The sequence below is a fragment of the Pseudomonas sp. KU43P genome (assembly GCF_033095865.1).
Taxonomy (GTDB): Bacteria; Pseudomonadota; Gammaproteobacteria; order Pseudomonadales; family Pseudomonadaceae; genus Aquipseudomonas.
This window is the reverse complement of the sequence record NZ_AP019365.1, coordinates 3,270,143-3,287,806: the sequence shown is the minus strand read 5'-3', so window position 1 is coordinate 3,287,806 and position 17,664 is coordinate 3,270,143. Positions and strand designations below refer to the sequence as shown.

The 17,664-nt window shown below is 61.2% G+C and carries 14 protein-coding genes and 1 pseudogene; 2 read left to right on the top strand and 13 right to left on the bottom strand.

The window, feature by feature from the left end; genetic code table 11:
- Window position 1 precedes the first annotated feature (1 nt).
- The 13 genes and pseudogenes from KU43P_RS14910 to KU43P_RS14850 form a co-directional block, all read right to left on the bottom strand.
- On the bottom strand, window positions 2–487 hold the full coding sequence (locus KU43P_RS14910) for a nitrate reductase cytochrome c-type subunit (RefSeq protein ID WP_317658134.1): 486 nt from the start codon (window positions 485–487) through the stop codon (window positions 2–4).
- 11 nt (window positions 488–498) lie between these two features.
- Complete coding sequence (gene napA, locus KU43P_RS14905; protein WP_317658133.1) at window positions 499–3,003, bottom strand: nitrate reductase catalytic subunit NapA; 2,505 nt, start codon at window positions 3,001–3,003, stop codon at window positions 499–501.
- Window positions 3,000–3,260: a chaperone NapD gene (locus KU43P_RS14900; RefSeq protein ID WP_317658132.1), complete on the bottom strand. Its 261-nt coding sequence runs from the start codon at window positions 3,258–3,260 to the stop codon at window positions 3,000–3,002. Before KU43P_RS14900 ends, napA begins: the two co-directional genes overlap by 4 nt.
- An 11-nt stretch (window positions 3,261–3,271) precedes the next feature.
- Window positions 3,272–3,439, bottom strand: a complete 168-nt coding sequence (napE, locus tag KU43P_RS14895) for a periplasmic nitrate reductase, NapE protein (RefSeq protein ID WP_317658131.1) — start codon at window positions 3,437–3,439, stop codon at window positions 3,272–3,274.
- A gap of 286 nt (window positions 3,440–3,725) precedes the next feature.
- The gene (locus KU43P_RS14890; protein WP_317658130.1) at window positions 3,726–5,216 is read right to left on the bottom strand and encodes an aldehyde dehydrogenase; all 1,491 of its coding nucleotides are present in this window, start codon (window positions 5,214–5,216) and stop codon (window positions 3,726–3,728) included.
- A gap of 2 nt (window positions 5,217–5,218) precedes the next feature.
- Complete coding sequence (locus tag KU43P_RS14885; protein WP_317658129.1) at window positions 5,219–6,121, bottom strand: dihydrodipicolinate synthase family protein; 903 nt, start codon at window positions 6,119–6,121, stop codon at window positions 5,219–5,221.
- A 63-nt stretch (window positions 6,122–6,184) separates the two neighbouring features.
- Entirely contained in the window at window positions 6,185–7,513 is a 1,329-nt protein-coding gene (locus KU43P_RS14880; protein ID WP_317658128.1) for an MFS transporter, read from the bottom strand.
- 141 nt (window positions 7,514–7,654) lie between these two features.
- Window positions 7,655–8,974 carry an FAD-binding oxidoreductase gene (locus KU43P_RS14875; RefSeq protein WP_317658127.1) on the bottom strand — a complete coding sequence of 440 codons (1,320 nt, stop codon included), beginning with the start codon at window positions 8,972–8,974 and terminating at the stop codon, window positions 7,655–7,657.
- A gap of 91 nt (window positions 8,975–9,065) precedes the next feature.
- A complete protein-coding gene (locus tag KU43P_RS14870; RefSeq protein ID WP_317658126.1) occupies window positions 9,066–10,079 on the bottom strand; it encodes a GlxA family transcriptional regulator in 1,014 nt (337 codons plus the stop codon).
- A 197-nt stretch (window positions 10,080–10,276) separates the two neighbouring features.
- Window positions 10,277–11,620: a dimethylsulfonioproprionate lyase DddP gene (gene dddP, locus KU43P_RS14865; protein WP_317658125.1), complete on the bottom strand. Its 1,344-nt coding sequence runs from the start codon at window positions 11,618–11,620 to the stop codon at window positions 10,277–10,279.
- On the bottom strand, window positions 11,620–12,648 hold the full coding sequence (gene proX, locus KU43P_RS14860) for a glycine betaine/L-proline ABC transporter substrate-binding protein ProX (protein WP_317658124.1): 1,029 nt from the start codon (window positions 12,646–12,648) through the stop codon (window positions 11,620–11,622). Before proX ends, dddP begins: the two co-directional genes overlap by 1 nt.
- 58 nt (window positions 12,649–12,706) lie before the next feature.
- Window positions 12,707–13,684, bottom strand: a pseudogene (gene proW / locus KU43P_RS14855) (glycine betaine/L-proline ABC transporter permease ProW); the annotation flags it as partial.
- Window positions 13,685–13,738: 54 nt separating this feature from the next.
- Window positions 13,739–14,899, bottom strand: a complete 1,161-nt coding sequence (locus KU43P_RS14850) for a glycine betaine/L-proline ABC transporter ATP-binding protein (RefSeq protein ID WP_317658123.1) — start codon at window positions 14,897–14,899, stop codon at window positions 13,739–13,741.
- Window positions 14,900–15,233: 334 nt separating this feature from the next.
- On the opposite strand from KU43P_RS14850, the gene KU43P_RS14845 reads away from it, so the two are divergent.
- Window positions 15,234–16,199, top strand: coding sequence for a LysR family transcriptional regulator (locus tag KU43P_RS14845; RefSeq protein WP_317663830.1), 966 nt, complete (start codon window positions 15,234–15,236; stop codon window positions 16,197–16,199).
- A 222-nt stretch (window positions 16,200–16,421) separates the two neighbouring features.
- A complete protein-coding gene (locus tag KU43P_RS14840; RefSeq protein WP_317663828.1) occupies window positions 16,422–17,657 on the top strand; it encodes an aromatic ring-hydroxylating dioxygenase subunit alpha in 1,236 nt (411 codons plus the stop codon).
- The last annotated feature ends 7 nt before the right edge of the window (window positions 17,658–17,664 follow it).

The following is a 17,664-nucleotide window of genomic DNA, read 5'->3' as shown; positions in this document are numbered from 1 at the left end:
CTCAGGGTTTCTGCGCGGCGTTGGCGTCGTCTTGCAACAGCTGGTCGATGGTCTCGAAACCATTGCCCACCAGCGGCTGTACATCCTTTTGCACCACATGGCACTGGTTGCAGAAGTAGCGCCGTGGCGACACCGCGGCCAGGGCCTGGCCGTCGCGGTCCATGTAGTGGGTGATACTGATCGCCGTCGCCTGGCTCTTCGCGCTGTTGGCCCGGCTGTGACAACTCAGGCACTTGTTGCCATTGATGTCGATCTGATAACCGCGAATGGCGTGGGGGATGGTCGGTGGCTGGTCGGGGTAGTTGCGCTCACGCTTGAGGTCACGGTTGTCGTCATTGGCAATGGGGGGCGCCGGCATGCTCTGGGTCAGGGTGCCGCCCGGCCGGCGTCCGTCGGGGCCTGGGGCATCCAGGGGGTAGTCGACCTCGGCGGCCAGCGCCAGGCCAAGGGTGGCCAGTAACAACAGGGGCAGCATTCGAAAAGGCATGGCGGGCCTCCTCAGGCCAGGCTGATCAACTCGATGCGGATTGCGCATTTCTTGTAGTCGGTCTGCTTGGAGATCGGGTCGGTGGCATCGAGGGTGACTTTGTTGATCAGCTTATTGGCATCGAAGAACGGCACGAACACCAAGCCGCGTGGTGGCTTGTTGCGGCCACGGGTTTCGATGCGCGCACGGATCTCGCCGCGCCGGCTGACCAGCTTCACTTCACTGCCACGCCGCGCCTGCAGCGCCTTGGCATCCTCGGGGTGCATGTACACCAGGGCATCGGGCACGGCCTTGTACAGCTCTTCGACGCGCTGGGTCATGCTGCCGGTGTGCCAGTGCTCCAGCACCCGGCCGGTGCTCAGCCAGAACGGGTAGTCGGCATCCGGTGCTTCGGCAGGCGGTTCATAGGGCAGGGCGAAGATGATCGCCTTCTTGTCGGGGTAGCCATAAAACTGCACGTCAGTGCCTTTCTCGACATAGGGGTCAAGCCCTTCGCGGTAACGCCAGCGGGTTTCCTTGCCTTCGACCACGGGCCAGCGCAAGCCGCGTTCGCGGTGGTAGAGGTCGAAATCGGCGAGGTCATGGCCGTGGCCGCGGCCAAAGCGGGCGTACTCCTCGAACAGGCCTTTCTGCACGTAGTAGCCGAAGGCCTGGGCTTCATCATTCTTGTAGCCCGCTTCCATCTGCTCGGCGGGGAACTGGTCGACCTGGCCGTTTCTGAACAGCACCTCGTAGAGCGTCTTGCCCTTGTATTCAGGCGCCTTGGCCAAAAGCTCGGGCGGCCACACTTCGTCGGTGGTGAAGCGCTTGGAGAACTCCAGCAACTGCCACAAATCCGATTTCGCCTCCCCGGGCGCAGTCACCAGTTGATGCCAGAACTGGGTGCGGCGCTCGGCATTGCCGTAGGCGCCTTCCTTCTCCACCCACATGGCGCTGGGCAGGATCAGGTCGGCCGCCTGGGCGGAAACCGTAGGGTACACATCGGAAACGATCACGAAGTTCTCGGGCTTGCGCCAACCGGGCAGCACCTCCTGCATGATGTTGGGGCCGGCGTGCATGTTGTTGCTGGCCTGGGTCCAGTAGACGTTGAGCACTCCGTCCTTGAGCATGCGGCTCTGCTGCACGGCGTGGAAACCGACTTTTTCCTGGATCGTGCCGGCTGGCAGCTTCCAGATCTGCTCGGCAGTGGCCCGGTGCTTGGGGTTGGTCACGACCAGGTCGGCAGGCAGGCGGTGCGAGAAGGTTCCCACCTCGCGGGCGGTGCCGCAGGCCGAGGGTTGCCCGGTCAGCGAGAAGGGGCTGTTGCCCGGTTCGCTGATCTTGCCGGTCAGCAGGTGGATGTTGTAGATCAGGTTGTTGGCCCACACGCCCCGGGTGTGCTGGTTGAAACCCATGGTCCAGAACGACACGACCTTGCGCTTGGGGTCGGCATACAGCTCGGCCAGCGCCTTGAGCCGTTCGGCGGGTACTCCGCTTTCCTTCGCGGCACGCTCCAGGGTGTAGGGTTTGACGAACGCCGCGAACTGATCGAACGAGATATCGCTCCAGGTGTTGGCCTTGTCGGCATTCTTGGCGCGGGTTTCCAGCGGGTTGTCGGGGCGCAGCCCGTAGCCGATGTCATCGGCGCCCTGGGCGAAGCGGGTGTGCTTGCTGATGAAGGCCTGGTTGACCGCACCGCTTTCGATGATGTGGTTGGCGATGTAGTTGAGGATGAGCAGGTCGGTCTGCGGCTTGAACACCATGGGAATGTCGGCCAGTTCGAAGCTGCGGTGTTCGAAGGTGGACAGCACCGCCACCTTGACGTGCGGCTGGCTCAGGCGCCGGTCGGTGACGCGGGTCCAGAGGATCGGATGCATTTCGGCCATGTTCGAGCCCCAGAGCACGAAGGCGTCGGTGGCTTCGATGTCGTCATAGCAACCCATCGGCTCATCCGCGCCGAACGTGCGCATGAAGCCCATCACCGCCGAGGCCATGCAGTGGCGGGCATTGGGGTCGATGTTGTTGCTGCGAAAGCCGCCCTTCATCAGCTTGTTGGCGGCGTAGCCTTCCCACACCGTCCATTGCCCCGATCCGAACATGCCGATGGACTCGGGGCCCTTGTTTTTCATGGCCTCCTTGTACTTCTGCGCCATGATGTCGAAGGCCTGGTCCCAGCTGATGGCCTGGAACTCGCCCTGCTTGTCGTATTGCCCGTTCTTCATGCGCAGCAGCGGCTGGGTCAGGCGGTCGACGCCGTACATGATTTTCGACAGGAAGTAGCCTTTGACGCAGTTCAGGCCCCGGTTGACCTCGGCCTTGATGTCGCCGTGGGTGGCGACCACGCGATTGTCGCGGGTCGCGACCATGACGCTGCACCCAGTGCCGCAGAAGCGGCAGGGCGCCTTGTTCCAGTCCAGGGTGACCATGTCGGCTTCGGTCACCAGGTTGCTGGCGCTGCTGAAGATCGGCAGGCCGGCCGCGGTGGCGGCTATGGCGGCGGCATGCAGTTTGGCGAATTCCCGACGAGTCATGCTCATTCGAGGTCTCCTGCGGGGTCGAGGAGTTCGTGGTAGACCAGCGCGGCATTGAGGACGCCGGGCATGCTGCTGATCTGTTCGATGCAGGTGAGAATCTGGCTTTCGTGCACGGCTTCGAGCACCACCACCAGTTTGCCGAGGGGGCTTTCCTGGTGCAGTTCCAGGCCTGGCAACAGGCGCAGGTTGGCTTTTACCGCCGCGAACAGCTCGGGGCGGGCATGCACCAGCAGGCTGGCGATATGCAGGGGCTCATCCATGGGCATGGCCATCAGTTAGGTGGCCCGGGCGGGCCCAGGAGCAGTTGCGAAAACCAGATGATGAACCCGTAGCCGCCGACGATGATTACCGACAGCAAGGGGAAGAGGCAGGCGACAAGGAACAGGAACAGGCGGGTTTCCTTGCCGCGCTGGCTTTTTTGCGCAGGATCAGGTGGCATGCTTTATCCTCCAGGCAGGGGGGCGAATATGCCGGGGATGATCCGGTAACTGCACTGGCCCCTATCGCCGGCAAGCCGGCTCCCACAGGAATTTTACTGCCCTTGGAACTTGTGGGAGCCGGATAGCCGGCGACTGGGCCATTGGCCTCACCACAAAGCCTCCAATTCGCCTGAAGGTTAGATCATTCCGCCTGTTGCTGCATTTGTGACGACCGGTGGTTCAGGCGCTTGGCATGAAAAGAAAAACCACCGCCTGCGTGGGGCGGTGGCTGGAGGGGCAATCAGATCATGACGCATTGATCCAGATGGTCTTGAGCTCCGTGTACTGGTCATGGGCCCAGATCGACTTGTCGCGCCCGCCGAAGCCGGATTCCTTGTAGCCACCGAATGGCGTCGAAGCATCGCCTTCGCCGAAGCAGTTGACCGTCACCACACCGGCACGGATTTCTCGCGACAGGCGCAGAGCATGGCGCAGGCTGCCGGTGTAGGCCGACGCTGCCAGGCCATAGATTGTATCGTTGGCCAGCTCGATCGCCTGGTCGATCGTCTCGAACGACGTCACGCTCAGCACGGGCCCGAAGATCTCCTCGACGAACAGCTTGCTGTCGCGGGCCACGCCATCGACGATGGTCGGCTGCACGAACACGCCTTGCTCGGTTTCGCCACCCTGCACGACGCAGAGCTTCTGCTGCGCGGCGTATTCCAGGTAAGACGTGACCTTCTCGAAGTGCGCCTTGCTGACCATCGCACCCAGGCGGTTTTCCGGGTCCAGTGGGTCGCCCAGCTTCCAGTCTGCGAGGTGCTTGCCGATCAGCGTCAGCAACTCGTCCTTGACGTCCTTGTGCACGATCAGGCGGGAGGACGCCGAGCAGTTTTCGCCCATGTTCCAGAACGCACCGGCGGTGACGAACTGCGCCACCTCGTCCAGGTCTTCACAGTCGTTCATGACCACGGCCGGGTTCTTGCCGCCCAGCTCCAGGACGATGCGCTTGAGGTTGGACTCGGCGGCGTACTTCAGGAACAGGCGGCCGGTGTCGGTGGAGCCGGTGAAGCTGACCATCGGTATGTCCATGTGGCGGCCGATGGCTTCGCCCACTTCACGGCCCCCGCCGGGCACCAGGTTGAACACGCCTGCCGGCACGCCCGCTTGATGGGCCAGTTCGGCCACGCGCAAGGCGCTGAGGGTGGTTTCCTTGGCCGGCTTGACCACGATCGAGCAACCGGCGGCCAGCGACGGGGCGATCTTCCAGGCCAGCATCAGCAGCGGGAAGTTCCACGGCAGCACCAGGCCGACCACGCCAATGGCTTCGCGCACCACCAGCGTCACGGCCGCGTTGCCGGTAGGCGCCGTGTTGTCGTAGATCTTGTCGATCAGCTCGGCGTGCCAGCGCAGGGTGTGGATGGTTTCCGGCACATCGACGTTTTGGCACTCGCTGACCGGCTTGCCGCTGTCCAGGCTTTCCAGCACCGCCAGCTCGTGGGCGTTGTCTTCCAGCAACTGGGCGAACGTGAGCAGGATGTGCTTGCGCTCGGCCGGCTGCAGCTTCGACCAGGTACCTGCCTCGAACACGCGCTTGGCGGCAGCCACGGCGACGTCAACGTCCTGCGCGTCGCAGGCGGCGACATCGGCCAGGTGCTTGCCGGTGGCCGGGTTGGTGGTGACGAAGGTATTGCCCGAGAGGGCATCGCGGAATTCACCGTCGATGAACGCCTGGGTGCGCAGTTGCAGGTCGGCGGCGATGGCTGTGTATTGTTCCTTGCTCAGCAATTGGGCCATGTTCATGCACCTCCGGTGATCTGGGCGATGGTGCGTTTGAGTTCGCTGACCACGCGCTCCAGCGCCTGTTTCTCGGCAGCGTCCAGGTCGTACAGCGGTTTGCGCACGCCGCCGGTACTCAGGCCGTTGAGGGCCACGCCATTTTTGATCGACTGGACGAACTTGCCGCCTTCGAGGAAGTCCATCAGCGGCATCATGGCGGCCATGATGCGACGGCCCTTGTCGAAGTCCTTCTCGATCACGCAAGCCTCGTAGAGGGCCACGTGCTCGCGCGGGATGAAGTTGGAGCCGGCGCATACCCAGCTCCTGGCGCCCCAGGCAAAGAACTCCAGGGCCTGGTCATCCCAGCCGCAGGAAAGCTGGATGTTCGGGCGCTGCACGGCCAGGCGGTGCAGCTGGGCCATGTCGCCGGAGCTTTCCTTGATGGCAACGATGTTTTTCACATCGGCCACGGCATCGAAAAATGGCTCGCCCATGCTCACGCTCATGCGGCCCGGGTAGTTGTAGAGCATGATCGGCAGGCCTGCGGCCGCGTCGATAGCCTTCACGTGCAGGGCGATCTCCTGCTGGGTCGGCAGGGCGTACGGCGGGGTACCCACCAGCAGCGCGTCGGCCTTGATTTCCTTGGCGTGCTTGGCGAAGGCCACGGCATCCTCGGTGCGGATGCCTCCGGTGCCGACGATCAGCGGCAGGCGGCCGTTGAGCACGTCCTTGGCCTGAGCGGCCAGCTCTATGCGCTCCTGGGGGGTGTGCGCGTAGTACTCGCCGGTGGAACCACCGATGATCACGCCGTGGATTTTCGAATCGACCAGGTATTCGAGCACTTCGGCAAAGGCCGCCTTGTCGATTGAGCCGTCCGCCTTCAGCGGGGTGATTGCCGGGGTGTAGATGCCTTCGAACTTCATTGATATCGCTCCAGTTGCTTCACTGTCTGGCAGCGCTGAACGGGCCAGCGCTGCATGTCTTGATCAACCCAGGGACGCGGCCTGCTGCAGGTTGAGCGAACGGGTTTCGGGGGCCAGCATCCAGGACAGCAGCAGCCCTACCAAGGTGATGGCAGCGGCCACGTACATGGTTTGCGCGATGCCCAGCACGTCGAGTGAAATGGGCACGAGGTAGGTACCGATTGCCGCACCGATACGCGAAAACGAGGTGCCGACGCCGACCGCGAACGCGCGAATCTCCGTCGGGAACAGTTCGTTGGGATACACCAGGGTGAGGACCTGTGCGCCGCCAATGAACAGCGCATAGACGGCAAAGAACAGCAGGATCCAGATGCCGGCACTGGCGTGGAAAGCGCCCAGGCACAGCAGGGCGAGGCCAGAGAAGAGGAAGCTGTACAGCAACATGCTTCGACGGCCCACACGGTTGATGATCCGGGTGGCCACGATGCAGCCAACCACAAAGAACAGGGTGATCAACACGGAGCCGACAGAGGCGCTGTCGCCGCTGATGTTCATCGCGCCCAGCACCTTCGGCGCGAAGGCGTAGACGGCGAAAAGCGGAATGATGCAGCAGGTCCAGAACACCACGACGAACAGCATCCTGGCACCGTAGCCTGCGTACAGCAGGTTCCAGATCGTGATCTTGTATCGCGTGTCCTGCTCAGGCAGGTTCGTGAGCGAAAAATCATCGCCATAGACCTGCTTGATGATGGTCTCGGCCTCTGCGCTGCGCCCTTTGCTCAATAGCCAGCGGGGTGATTCCGGCGTCCCCAGGCGCACCAGCAACAGGCCAAGGCCGATGATCGCCGAGCTGGCCAGCACCCATCGCCATGCCTCATCGCCGCCGAGCCGCAAGATCACTTCGCCCACCATGTAGGCGCAGGCGGCGCCGGCAAACCAGAGGATGGTCAGCATCGCCAGGCGGGGGCCACGGTACTTTCTGGGCATGAACTCGACCAGCAGCGAGGTGGCAACCGGATACTCGATGCCCACAGCGATGCCGATGATCAGCCGCAGCAGGAAGATGGCCAACGCCGTGTCGGCCCAGTACTGGGCCACGGATGCGACCACGAACAGGATCGGGCCGACGAAAAAGAGCCTTTTGCGCCCGAGGCGGTCAGTCAGCCAGCCACCGAGGAAGCCGCCGAAAAAGATACCGATCAGCGCCGAAGCGGCAATCAAGCCTTGCCAGAAGCTGGTCAATGCCAAGCTTGAGGAAATGTGTGCAAGGGCTACCCCGATAATGCTCAGGACGTAGCCATCCACGAAGGAGCCGCCCCCCGATCGCAAGGTGAGCAGCTTGTGGAACGGATTGAGCGGAACATCTTCAACTGAAATAGGCGGGCTTGTCATTCTTGTACCTGTTATTGCTTTTGGGGTTTGGGCAGAGCGAATCCACAGGGCGTTGCCGCCTTGCGGTCGAGGCCTCCTCAAAACTCAGTGAGCGATGGCGGTTTTGTTGTTGTTGGATTCCCAGGTGGACGACGGGAGCGGTCAGCTTTCCTGGCCGGCCCTGTACTGTCCCCATTTCAAGTTCAGGTTGACCCCCAGCGACACCAGTGCTGCGGGTGGGTTGGCGCAGGGGCCGGCGGAACCGAGCACGAAATCAGTGAGCGCCGAGCGTTCGCCGGCCAGCCAGTCGGCCATCAGCTTTCCGGTCGCGGTGCCGCGGGTGACGCCAAGCCCATTGCAACCCAGGGCGCCGTAGACGTTGGGGCGTAGCTCGCCGAAATAGCCTTCATGGTTGCGCGAAAGCGCCAACGCGCCACCCCAGGTGTATTCGAAAGGCACGCCTGGGAGCATGGGAAACCGGCGTTCGAACGACGTCCTGTGACGATTGACGAACCGTTGCAGGTATTTCGGGTTGCTCCGGCCATCTGCGTTGAAACTGAAACTGTTGCGGATCAGCAGGCGGTTGTCCGGGGTGCGCCTTACGGTGGTGCCGAAGGGGTCTGCAGGAATCAACCCCCAGTAGGGCCTGCCGCCGAGGCGCGCCTGTTCCTCTTCGGTCATTGGCCGCGTGAGGCTTGCGTAGGTGAAAACCGGCAGCATGCGCCCTTTGAGAAAGCCGAAACTCATGCCGAACGCGTTGTTGGTCAGGATCAGCTTGTCGGCCGTGATGGACCCGTGCGCATGCTTGAGGACAGTCTTGTGCGCATACTCGATGTCGGTGATTGGTGTGTTTTCGTAGAGCATCACGTTGGCCGGGAGCGTATCCGCCAGGCCTTTGACCAGGGCGGATGGCTGGATCAGCGAGGTGCCCGGGGTGAATAGCGCCTTGCGGTAGAAGCGGGTGCCGATGTGTTCCGGCAGCGCGTCGGCCTCGATCATCTGATAAGGCTGCCCCAGCTTGTCGAGGCCGCGCCGATAGGCGTCGAGCACGGCGATGCCACGGCCTTCGACCGCTGCCTGGTACTTGCCGCAGTGTTTCATCTGGCAATCGATATCGAAGCGTTCCACCAGTGCCTTGAGGTAAGCCTGGCCACTGAGGTTGAGTTGCAGGGTGGTCCTGGCGATGGCGATGTCGCCGATGTAGTCCTCGGCGCCAATGTCGTGGGGCAGGTCGATGGCGAAGCCGGCGTTGCGCCCGGACGTGCCGAAGCCGACTTCCTGGGCTTCGATGAGCACAATCTCCTGGTCGGGGAAGTGCGCCGCCAGTTGGCGGGCGGTTGCCAAACCGGTAAACCCGGCGCCCACGATGACCCACCGGGCTTGGCTGTGCCCTCGATGAGCGGGTTTGACGTGTCGCCCTTTACTCAGGTGATACCAGCCGCACGTAGTATCGTCAGCAGGCAAGGATGTTATTTTTGTCATTACTTCAATCCTGTTTCTCGCGGTAACAACAAGGTGAGTGACAGCAGCGTATTAACGCGCCAGTGCCAAGCTGATCGTCGAGGGTCGGTGGTTAACGTTCGTAGCGCAGTTCTTTAGAGGGTGGATAGCCGAACAGTTTGCTGTAGCAGCGGCTGAAGTGGCTGGGCGAAATGAACCCGCACGCAAGCGCTGCATTGACGACCGAGGAACTGGAGTTTTGAATGAGGCGGCGTGCCTCGGTAATTCTCAGTTCCATGTAGTACTTTTGTGGTGTGGTGGAAAGTTGATCCCGGAATAACCGCTGCATCTGCCGCTGTGAAAGGCCGACGCAGCGTGAAAGTTGCGCCAGATCGAGGGGCTCCTCGAGGTTGCACTCCATCAGCGTAATCAGCTCGCGAAGCGGCCCGGTCAATGTTCGGGTGCGCATGCTGCCCGCCCGACGCAAGCGGGCCTGGTCGTGATCCAGCAGGTCCAGCACGGCATCGGCGAGCACGCCACCGGCGCATTTTTCCAGCCATTTGATCATCATCTGGAAGGCGCCCACCGGTGTCGCCGCCGTCATGCGGTTGCGATCGACCACCAGGGCCTCCAGGGTCACGTTCGCATGGGGCGAGCGCTCGGACAGGGCAGTGCGCTGCTCCGGATGGATGGCGCAACGGTAGCCGTCCAGCAATCCGGCCTTGCCGAGGTACCAGGCGCCGTTCCACAAGCCTCCCAACGCCATTGGCAGGCGCTCGAGCTGCTGCAGCAGGCCGCTGAGCCATCCTGGTACATCCCTGGGGGTGCGCAGGCCGCCGCAGACAATCATCAGGTCGAGGTCGGCCAGGCGAACATCGGTCAACGGGGTGTCTGCCCTGACCGGGATACCCAGGTCGCTCATCACGTCTGCGTGCTGCTGGCCGAACGTGTGCACGCGCACCGAGCCGGGCCGGATGACATTGGCGGTAACCAGCACATCCAGTGCCTGGGTAAAACAAGGAAGCGAAAAGTTTTCCAGCAGCAGAAAGCCGACGATCGAGGGCTGCATGTTCACTTCTTGCGACGACGTATATTGCAGGTTGCGACCTGCAAAAGTTTCACTAAAACTTGTTGATGGGCTGTTCATCTGGCATGACCGCATAGGCTGGGCTGCTCGCGAAAGTTATTCGCCAGGCGCGTGTAAGTTATGAATGTTACGAACGATCGGTGCCGGGAAGTATGGAATGAATTTATTATCCGGGGCCGATGAGGTCCAGCAACTTTTCCGGGCGCTTATGGATAACGCATCGTTATCCATAAGCGCCGCGTGTGTAGCAACTTCGCTTAATCACGCAAGAAACCTTCGTCGAACGGGTAGTGGGTCAATAACTCGTAACCGGTTTCTGTCACCAGCAACTGGTTTTCAAGCTTGATGCCATCGCGCCCACCCACTTCGCCGACGTAGGCCTCGACACACAGCGCCATGCCGGGCTGAAGCACGCCTTCGTAGCCATACGACTGCAGATCTTCCGGGTAGCGTATGCAGGGGTACTCGTCGCAAAGGCCGACGCCATGGAACATCACGCCATAGCGCTGCGCACGGCATGCCTCTGGCAACCGGTGCGCATTGGCCGTCAGGTCAGTGAAGCGCACGCCGGGTTTGACCAACGCGATGTTATGCGAGATGTGCGCGTGAGCGATGCGATACAGGCGCTTCTGCTCGGCCGTCGGCTCCAGGCCGCCGCAGATCCAGCTGCGCGACATGTCTACACAGATGCCGTAGACGCCGATCAGGTCCGTGTCGAAAGACAACAGGTCGCCATCGCTCAGCACGCGCGGCCCGGACTCCTGGAACCACGGGTTGGTGCGAGGGCCGGAGCTGAGGATGCGGGTTTCGATCCACTCTCCACCGCGGCGGATATTGCCCGCATGCAGGGCTGACCAGACGTCGTTTTCGGTCAAACCCGCACGCAGGGTGCTGTGCATCTCGGCCACCGCTGCTTCGCAAGATGCCACGGCGCAGCGCATGGCCTTGATCTCATCGGGCCCCTTGATCACCCGGGCGAGTTCGGTCACTTCCTGGCCGCTGGACAACTCCACGCCCAATGCGTCCAGTGCGCGCACGCCTGCCAGTTCGATACGGTCCACTGCAAGCCGCCGGTTGCTGCCGGCGTGAGTGCGCAGCAGATCGTCCACTTGTGCTGCGAATCGGCGTGCATGTTCGTCGGTGCGATCCCCGGTTTCGAAATAGAAGAACGAGGCGCCGCTGCGCAGCTCGCTGATCAGTGGCAGGTGCGCGCTGAGGTGGTCGCAGCCATGGAAGTCCCACAGCACCACATGGCCGCTGGCAGCGACAAAACAGGCACGTGCCGGGTTGTGGGTGGTCCACAGCTGCATGTTGGTGGTGTCGGTGGCATAACGGATGTTCAGTGGGTCGAACAGCAATATCCCAGCCAGGTCACGCGCCACCAGTTGCGCCTGAAGGCGCTGCAAGCGGTATGCCCTCATGGTCGGCAAGTGAGGAGGCTGCAACCCGAGCTGAGCCCACTCGGCAAACGCCAGCGCCGTCGGGCCGATTTCGCTGCGGTCATTGTGGTCAATCGAGCCATCTGCCTTGAGCGCCGCAGCGCGGCGCGCGGCGGGATCGATGCGGCGCGCATCGGCGCTGATGGAGAAGGGCGAAGACATCAGTTTTTCGCCTGAATGGCTGCCGCGCGGGCAGACTGTAGCCAAGCATCGAATTGCGTGCGGTGGGCAGCCACCCATTGCTGCGCATGACGGTGAATATCGGCCGGCTTCTTCTCGCCTTGCTGCATCTTCAGGTTCTGCGCGCTCTCATCTGCCGTGCTGATCTGCATCATCGAGAGGAATTTCAACGCGGCAGGGTTCTTGTTGGCGAAATCCTTGTTGAGCACGGCCTCGACCTTATCTACCGCAAAGCCCAGGTTCTTGCCCTTGTAAGTGGTGTCGACGTCGTTGTTGCCGTCGGGCAGATCGGTCTTGGGCACTTCGAGCCAGACCACATCCTTGTCTTCGACCAGCACGGTCGCGATCCACTGTGGTACCCAGGTGAAGTAGAGGATCGGTTTGCCTTCCTTGTAGCGTGCGATGGTGTCCGCCATCAGGGCGAAGTAGGAGCCCTGGTTCACATGCACGGTCTTGTCCAGGCCATAGGCCTTGATCTGATGGTCGATGATCAGCTCGCAGCCCCAGCCAGGGTTGCAGCCGGTAAGGTCCGCCTTGCCGTCGCCGTCGGTGTCGAACAGCTTGGCCAGCTCCGGCTTTTTCAGGTCGGTGATGTATTTGATGTTGTAGGCTTCGGCGGTTTTCTTGTCGATCAGGTAGCCCTGCAGTACCCCAGGCATGATTTCGCCCGTCTTGACCATCGCGTCGTCGCCCCCTGCCTGCTGGTAGAACTTGGCGTGCAGTTTGTCCCACAAGTGCACGGTGAAGTCGGCATCACCATTGGCCAGGGCCACCATCATCACGCCGTATTCGGTTTCCTTGGGCTCCTGGACCTGGTAACCCAGCTCTTTCAGGCCCGCCATGGCAACCTCGCCGCGAAAGCGCTCTTCGGCAATGGAGGGAAAGATTGGCGTGACCTTCACGCCGTCTCCGGGTTTGTCCGATGACGCGGTGGCGCACAGGGCCGCCAGGGACAGTGACACGACACTCACGCCTTGCAGGAGGGCGCGCAGGAGTTTGCATTCAGACATGGTCGCTTACCTTGTTGTGATTCATTGTTTGGGATGCAGGCGTGCAGTGCAGAGTCTGTCAGACCGACTGACGTGACCCGACGGGCCTGGCTGCGCCACACAGGCGAGTGATCAGGCCGACCGGCCCTGTCTGATACCAGCGCAAGCTGGGGTCGGCCGCCGTGCGCGCGCCCATGGCCTGGGTCAGGCGGTCAAGGAAGATGGCCAGCAATACCAGGCCGACGCCGCCAACCGTGGCAAGCCCCATGTCCAGCCGGCCGATCCCCCGCAGCACCATCTGCCCCAGGCCGCCGACCGAAATCATCGAGGCGATCACCACCATCGAAAGTGACAGCATCAGCGTCTGGTTGAGCCCGGCCATGATGGTCGGGGTGGCCAGCGGGAGTTGTACGCGGGTCAGCATCTGCCAGGGCGTGCAGCCGAAGGCGCGGGCTGCTTCGATCTTGTCTTCCGGCACCTGGCGGATACCGAGGTTGGTCAGCCGCACCAGCGGAGGCAGGGCGAACACGATGGTGACCAAGACCCCAGGCACGTTGCCGATGCCGAACAGCATGACCACGGGCACCAGGTACACGAACGCGGGAAGCGTCTGCATGGCATCCAGCACGGGCCGCACCACATGCTCCAGGCGATGGCTGCGCGCACACAGGATGCCAAGCGGAATGCCGATGACCGCGCAGAAGAACACCGAAGTCAGCACCAGCGCCAGGGTGGTCATGGATTCGGACCAGACGCCGATCAGCCCCAGCAGCGTCAGCGTGATGAAGCACAACAGCGCCATGCGCCTGCCTGCCAGCTGCCAGCCCAGCAGCGAGGACAGCAAGATGCCAATGCTGGGCGGAATACTCTGCAAGCAGAATTCGATACCGTTCAACACCTGGTCGATCGGCCAGCGAATGGCGCGGAACACATCGCGGAAGTTATGCACCAGGAAATTGAGCGTGCTGGTCACCCAGTCCCCAAGGGGAATGGCGACCGACTGGAAGGGGTCGAGAAAACTGAACTCGGACATCGCTACGCACCTCGTGAATCGTTGCCACGGGAGCCTGTGGTCAGGCTTTGGTTGTTTATCTTGCTGGGCCGCTGTGGATCAATTACGGCTCAAGGTCTGCAGCAGTTGGCTTTTAGAAAGCGTGCCTTTGAGCGCGCCGTGCTGATCGAGCACCGGAACGGGGTAGGGCAGGCTGGCGGCGATATCGAGTACATCGTGCAGAGGGGTGTCGAGGTAGACAGGCGTCTGCTCGTGGTCGCGCAGGCGTCTGGCATCGCTTGTGCTGTAAGCGTTGGCATCGACTACACCCAGCAGTTGCCCTTGATCGCCGAGCAGGTAACCAAAGTCGACACCTGCCGCAAATGTATGCGCACTGCCATTGGCGCGGCAGGTGGTTGCCGGGTCGAGCCGGGCGACGTCGCCTGCCTTGAGCACCCGCGAGCTGTCGAAGCCCTTGAAGAAGGTGCGCACATAGTCGTTTGCGGGTTGGTTGATGAGTTCCTGGGGGGTACCGATCTGCACCACCCGGCCTCCTTCCATGATCGCAATGCGATGGCCGATGCGGATCGCTTCCTCGATGTCATGGGAAATGAAGATGATCGTGCGCTTCTGCTCTGCCTGCAGGCGGATCAACTCACCCTGCATCTCATGGCGGATCAGCGGGTCGAGCGCGGAGAAGGCTTCATCCATCAGCAGGATGGTCGGGTCGTTGGCCAATGCCCGGGCCAGCCCGACACGTTGCTGCATGCCGCCAGAAAGCTGGTGCGGGTAACTGTGTTCGTGCCCCGCAAGGCCTACCTGGCACAGGGCTTCGCGAGCACGCTTGTGACGCTCGCCCTCGCCAAGCCCGGAAATTTCCAGGCCGAACGCGGTGTTTTCCAGAACACTCATGTGTGGCATGAGGGCAAACGACTGGAACACCATGCCCATTTCCTTGCGACGCACGTCGAGCAGGGCTTTGTCGGACAGGCCGGTGATTTCACGACCGTTCAGGTAGATGCTGCCGGAGGTAGGCTCGATCAGCCGATTGAACAGGCGCACCAGGGTGGATTTGCCGGAGCCCGACAAGCCCATGATCACGAAGATCTCGCCGCGCTTGACCGAGAGCGACGCATCGAACACCCCGATCACGTGGCCGGTCTTTTCGAATACTTCGTGTTTGCTGGCGCCTCCGTGCACCATGTTCATCGCGATGTCCGGTTGTGCGCCAAACACTTTGTATATGTTTTTGACGGACAGTATTTCGTCTGAATTATTCATTGTTTCCCTCCAGGGTTTTACACCGAAGACAGGCTCGCTCAAGCATGGATAACGAGCCGCAATGGCATGGAAGGGCAGTACGAAAAGCGGTATCTACACATGGTGTGATTCCTGTTTTTATTGTTGTGAGCCTGGAAACGGGCTTGGTTAAAAATCTATAAGCATCCCGGCTTTCGCACCAACAACATTTACAGGGTTTCATGGATAACATAGGGTTATGAACAGCAGCCCCTGCGACGGTATGGGTGCTTTTGCGACAGGCCTGTAGCCGCCGAAGGACTGGCTGGGATAGTCTCGGGCGCTTCTGGTGATGATCGTAAGGGAGCTAATCATGTTGAGCCGGCACGTCGACCCCGATACCTTGCTGCTGCGCATGCCGTCATTGAGGGCAGTCAAGGCTTTCGTTGCCGCTGCCAAGTACCAGAGCTTCACCCGTGCAGCCGAAGCGCTGTGCGTCTCTCAAGCGGCGATCAGCCGTCAGATCCGCGAACTCGAGACGTTTCTGGGGGCTCAATTGTTCGTGCGTGTGGGCAGAACCGTGGAGTTGACGGCAGCAGGCGCGATCTTCTTCGAAGCGGCCCAGATGTCGTTCGTCAACATTGCCCATGCGGCCGACAGAATCCGCAGCGCCCCTTCTCAGAAACACGTGCTGACCATCTGCTGCTCACCGGCGTTTTCGGCCTTCTGGTTGTCCCACCATCTGCCGGAATTTCGCAGCAACAATCCCGACATTGAACTAAACCTCATCACCACCCAGAACTTCGTCACTATGGAGCCGGGGATCGAACCCGACATCATCATCTCGAAAATTTCCAACGTCGGCGCGGTCTACAAGAGCTATCCGTTGTGCCATGACATCATCTATCCGGTCTGCTCGCCTGGTTACCTGGAGCAACATCCGCAGGTGGCCACGCTGGAGGGGCTGCGCGATTGTTCGTTACTGGACCTGAGCCCTTTCGGCAGGTCCGGCGTTTCCGAACATGTGGACTGGAGTGTCTGGCTGGCCTTTCAGAACATCGACATCGATGATCGCCCCTCAACCAGCCCGCCGTTGTTTCATGCCAATGACTACAACCTGATCATCAGCATGGTGTTGACCCATCAAGGTGTTGCCTTGGGTTGGAACCAACTGGTCAGCGCCATGGTGGAGAAGGGCATGCTGGTGCGCCCCGTGCGCGAGCAGGTGACCTTGCGCAACAGCCTGCATTACCTTGCCTGCCGCGAAGGCACGGACTATGACGAGGCCTGCAGCAGGGTGCGTGATTGGGTGTTGTCGAAGTTCTCGCGCTGGAGTGTGTGAGCCACAAGGCGCAATGGCGGGCAACCCATAACCTGTCATTATCCAATTGCACTTGAAAATGTCGTTGGTCTGCCCGCGCGCACCTGACGTACCTTAGTTGCCAAGCATTGCTCATTATTACCCACGGCCACGTAGCCTGTTGGATGATCGGCGCAATGCTCTGAACAATAAGAGTACGGCATGTTTGTCGTTGACCGGCAGGTGGATGAAGGGGAGCTGATAATGAGTGGTAAAGAGTCCGTCGTTGAACTGATTAGCAAGCGCAAAGCACGTCATGCACTCCCACGTGAACTTTATATAGACCCTGACGTATACCGTGCCGATCTTGAACATATCTGGCACAAGGACTGGGTGTTTGCTGGCCATACTTTCGAAATTGAAAAGCCGGGGCAATACATCACCTTGCAGATCGGTGACTATCCTGTTGCTGTGGTGAAGGGCAAGGACGGCCAGGTTCGAGCGTTTCACAATGCCTGTCGTCACCGCGGCGCCAAAGTGTGCGAGCATGCACAGGGTAAAGTCGCCAAGATGGTGTGCCCTTACCACAAGTGGACGTTCGAGCTCGACGGCAAGTTGCTGTTCGCCGGCAACATGGGGCCTGATTTCGACACGTCGCAGTACGCCTTGAAGACGGTGCACTGCGAAATCGTCCATAGCTACATCTATGTCTGTGTCGCGCAGACCGCGCCAGACTTCGAGAACTTCCGCCGCTCCGTCAGCCCGTTCATCGCCCCGCATTACCTCGAAAACTGCAAGGTCGCCTTCGAGTCGAACCTGATCGAGAAGGGCAATTGGAAGCTGGTCTTCGAAAACAACCGCGAATGCTTCCACTGCGACGGGACCCACCCTGAGCTGATGAACTCGTTTGTCGAGAACCTCTCGGTTGCCGGCGTTGGCGGGGAAGACGACCCCGAACTGGCAGCGCATTGGGACCGCTGCGAACGCGCAGGGATGCCGAGCCGGTTGGTCATGGACCCTGACGGGCGCTATCGCATGACGCGTATTCCGTTGTCGGCCGGGGCCGTCAGCTACACCATGGATGGCAAGCCGGCCGTGGCGGGGCGTCTGGACCAGAGCGGCGAAGAGAACATCGGTGCGCTGCTGTACTTCAACTATCCGTCTACCTGGAACCATTTTCTCGGCGACCATGCCCTGAGCTTCCGCGTATTGCCCATCGGCCCGGGTGAAACCTTGGTGACCACCAAGTGGTTGGTACCGAAAACGGCAGTGGAAGGTGTCGATTACGATCTCGACCGCCTGACCAAGGTCTGGCTCGCCACCAATGATCAGGATCGCAAACTGGTTGAAGGCACCCACGCGGGTGTCAGCTCGCCCACCTATGAGCCTGGGCCGTTTTCCGAGATCGCCGAAAATGGCGTATGCCAGTTTGACGACTGGTATTGCGAAACGCTGCTGACGCGGCTGCAAGGCCCGATTCCGTTGCGTTCCGTCAGTTGAGGCAACC

Bases quoted from the DNA above. Each gene is read 5' to 3' on its own strand.
- KU43P_RS14910 (WP_317658134.1), bottom strand. From the start codon at position 487: ATGCCTTTTCGAATGCTGCCCCTGTTGTTACTGGCCACCCTTGGCCTG.
- napA (WP_317658133.1), bottom strand. From the start codon at position 3,003: ATGAGCATGACTCGTCGGGAATTCGCCAAACTGCATGCCGCCGCCATA.
- KU43P_RS14900 (WP_317658132.1), bottom strand. From the start codon at position 3,260: ATGGATGAGCCCCTGCATATCGCCAGCCTGCTGGTGCATGCCCGCCCC.
- napE (WP_317658131.1), bottom strand. From the start codon at position 3,439: ATGCCACCTGATCCTGCGCAAAAAAGCCAGCGCGGCAAGGAAACCCGC.
- KU43P_RS14890 (WP_317658130.1), bottom strand. From the start codon at position 5,216: ATGGCCCAATTGCTGAGCAAGGAACAATACACAGCCATCGCCGCCGAC.
- KU43P_RS14885 (WP_317658129.1), bottom strand. From the start codon at position 6,121: ATGAAGTTCGAAGGCATCTACACCCCGGCAATCACCCCGCTGAAGGCG.
- KU43P_RS14880 (WP_317658128.1), bottom strand. From the start codon at position 7,513: ATGACAAGCCCGCCTATTTCAGTTGAAGATGTTCCGCTCAATCCGTTC.
- KU43P_RS14875 (WP_317658127.1), bottom strand. From the start codon at position 8,974: ATGACAAAAATAACATCCTTGCCTGCTGACGATACTACGTGCGGCTGG.
- KU43P_RS14870 (WP_317658126.1), bottom strand. From the start codon at position 10,079: ATGAACAGCCCATCAACAAGTTTTAGTGAAACTTTTGCAGGTCGCAAC.
- dddP (WP_317658125.1), bottom strand. From the start codon at position 11,620: ATGTCTTCGCCCTTCTCCATCAGCGCCGATGCGCGCCGCATCGATCCC.
- proX (WP_317658124.1), bottom strand. From the start codon at position 12,648: ATGTCTGAATGCAAACTCCTGCGCGCCCTCCTGCAAGGCGTGAGTGTC.
- KU43P_RS14850 (WP_317658123.1), bottom strand. From the start codon at position 14,899: ATGAATAATTCAGACGAAATACTGTCCGTCAAAAACATATACAAAGTG.
- KU43P_RS14840 (WP_317663828.1), top strand. From the start codon at position 16,422: ATGAGTGGTAAAGAGTCCGTCGTTGAACTGATTAGCAAGCGCAAAGCA.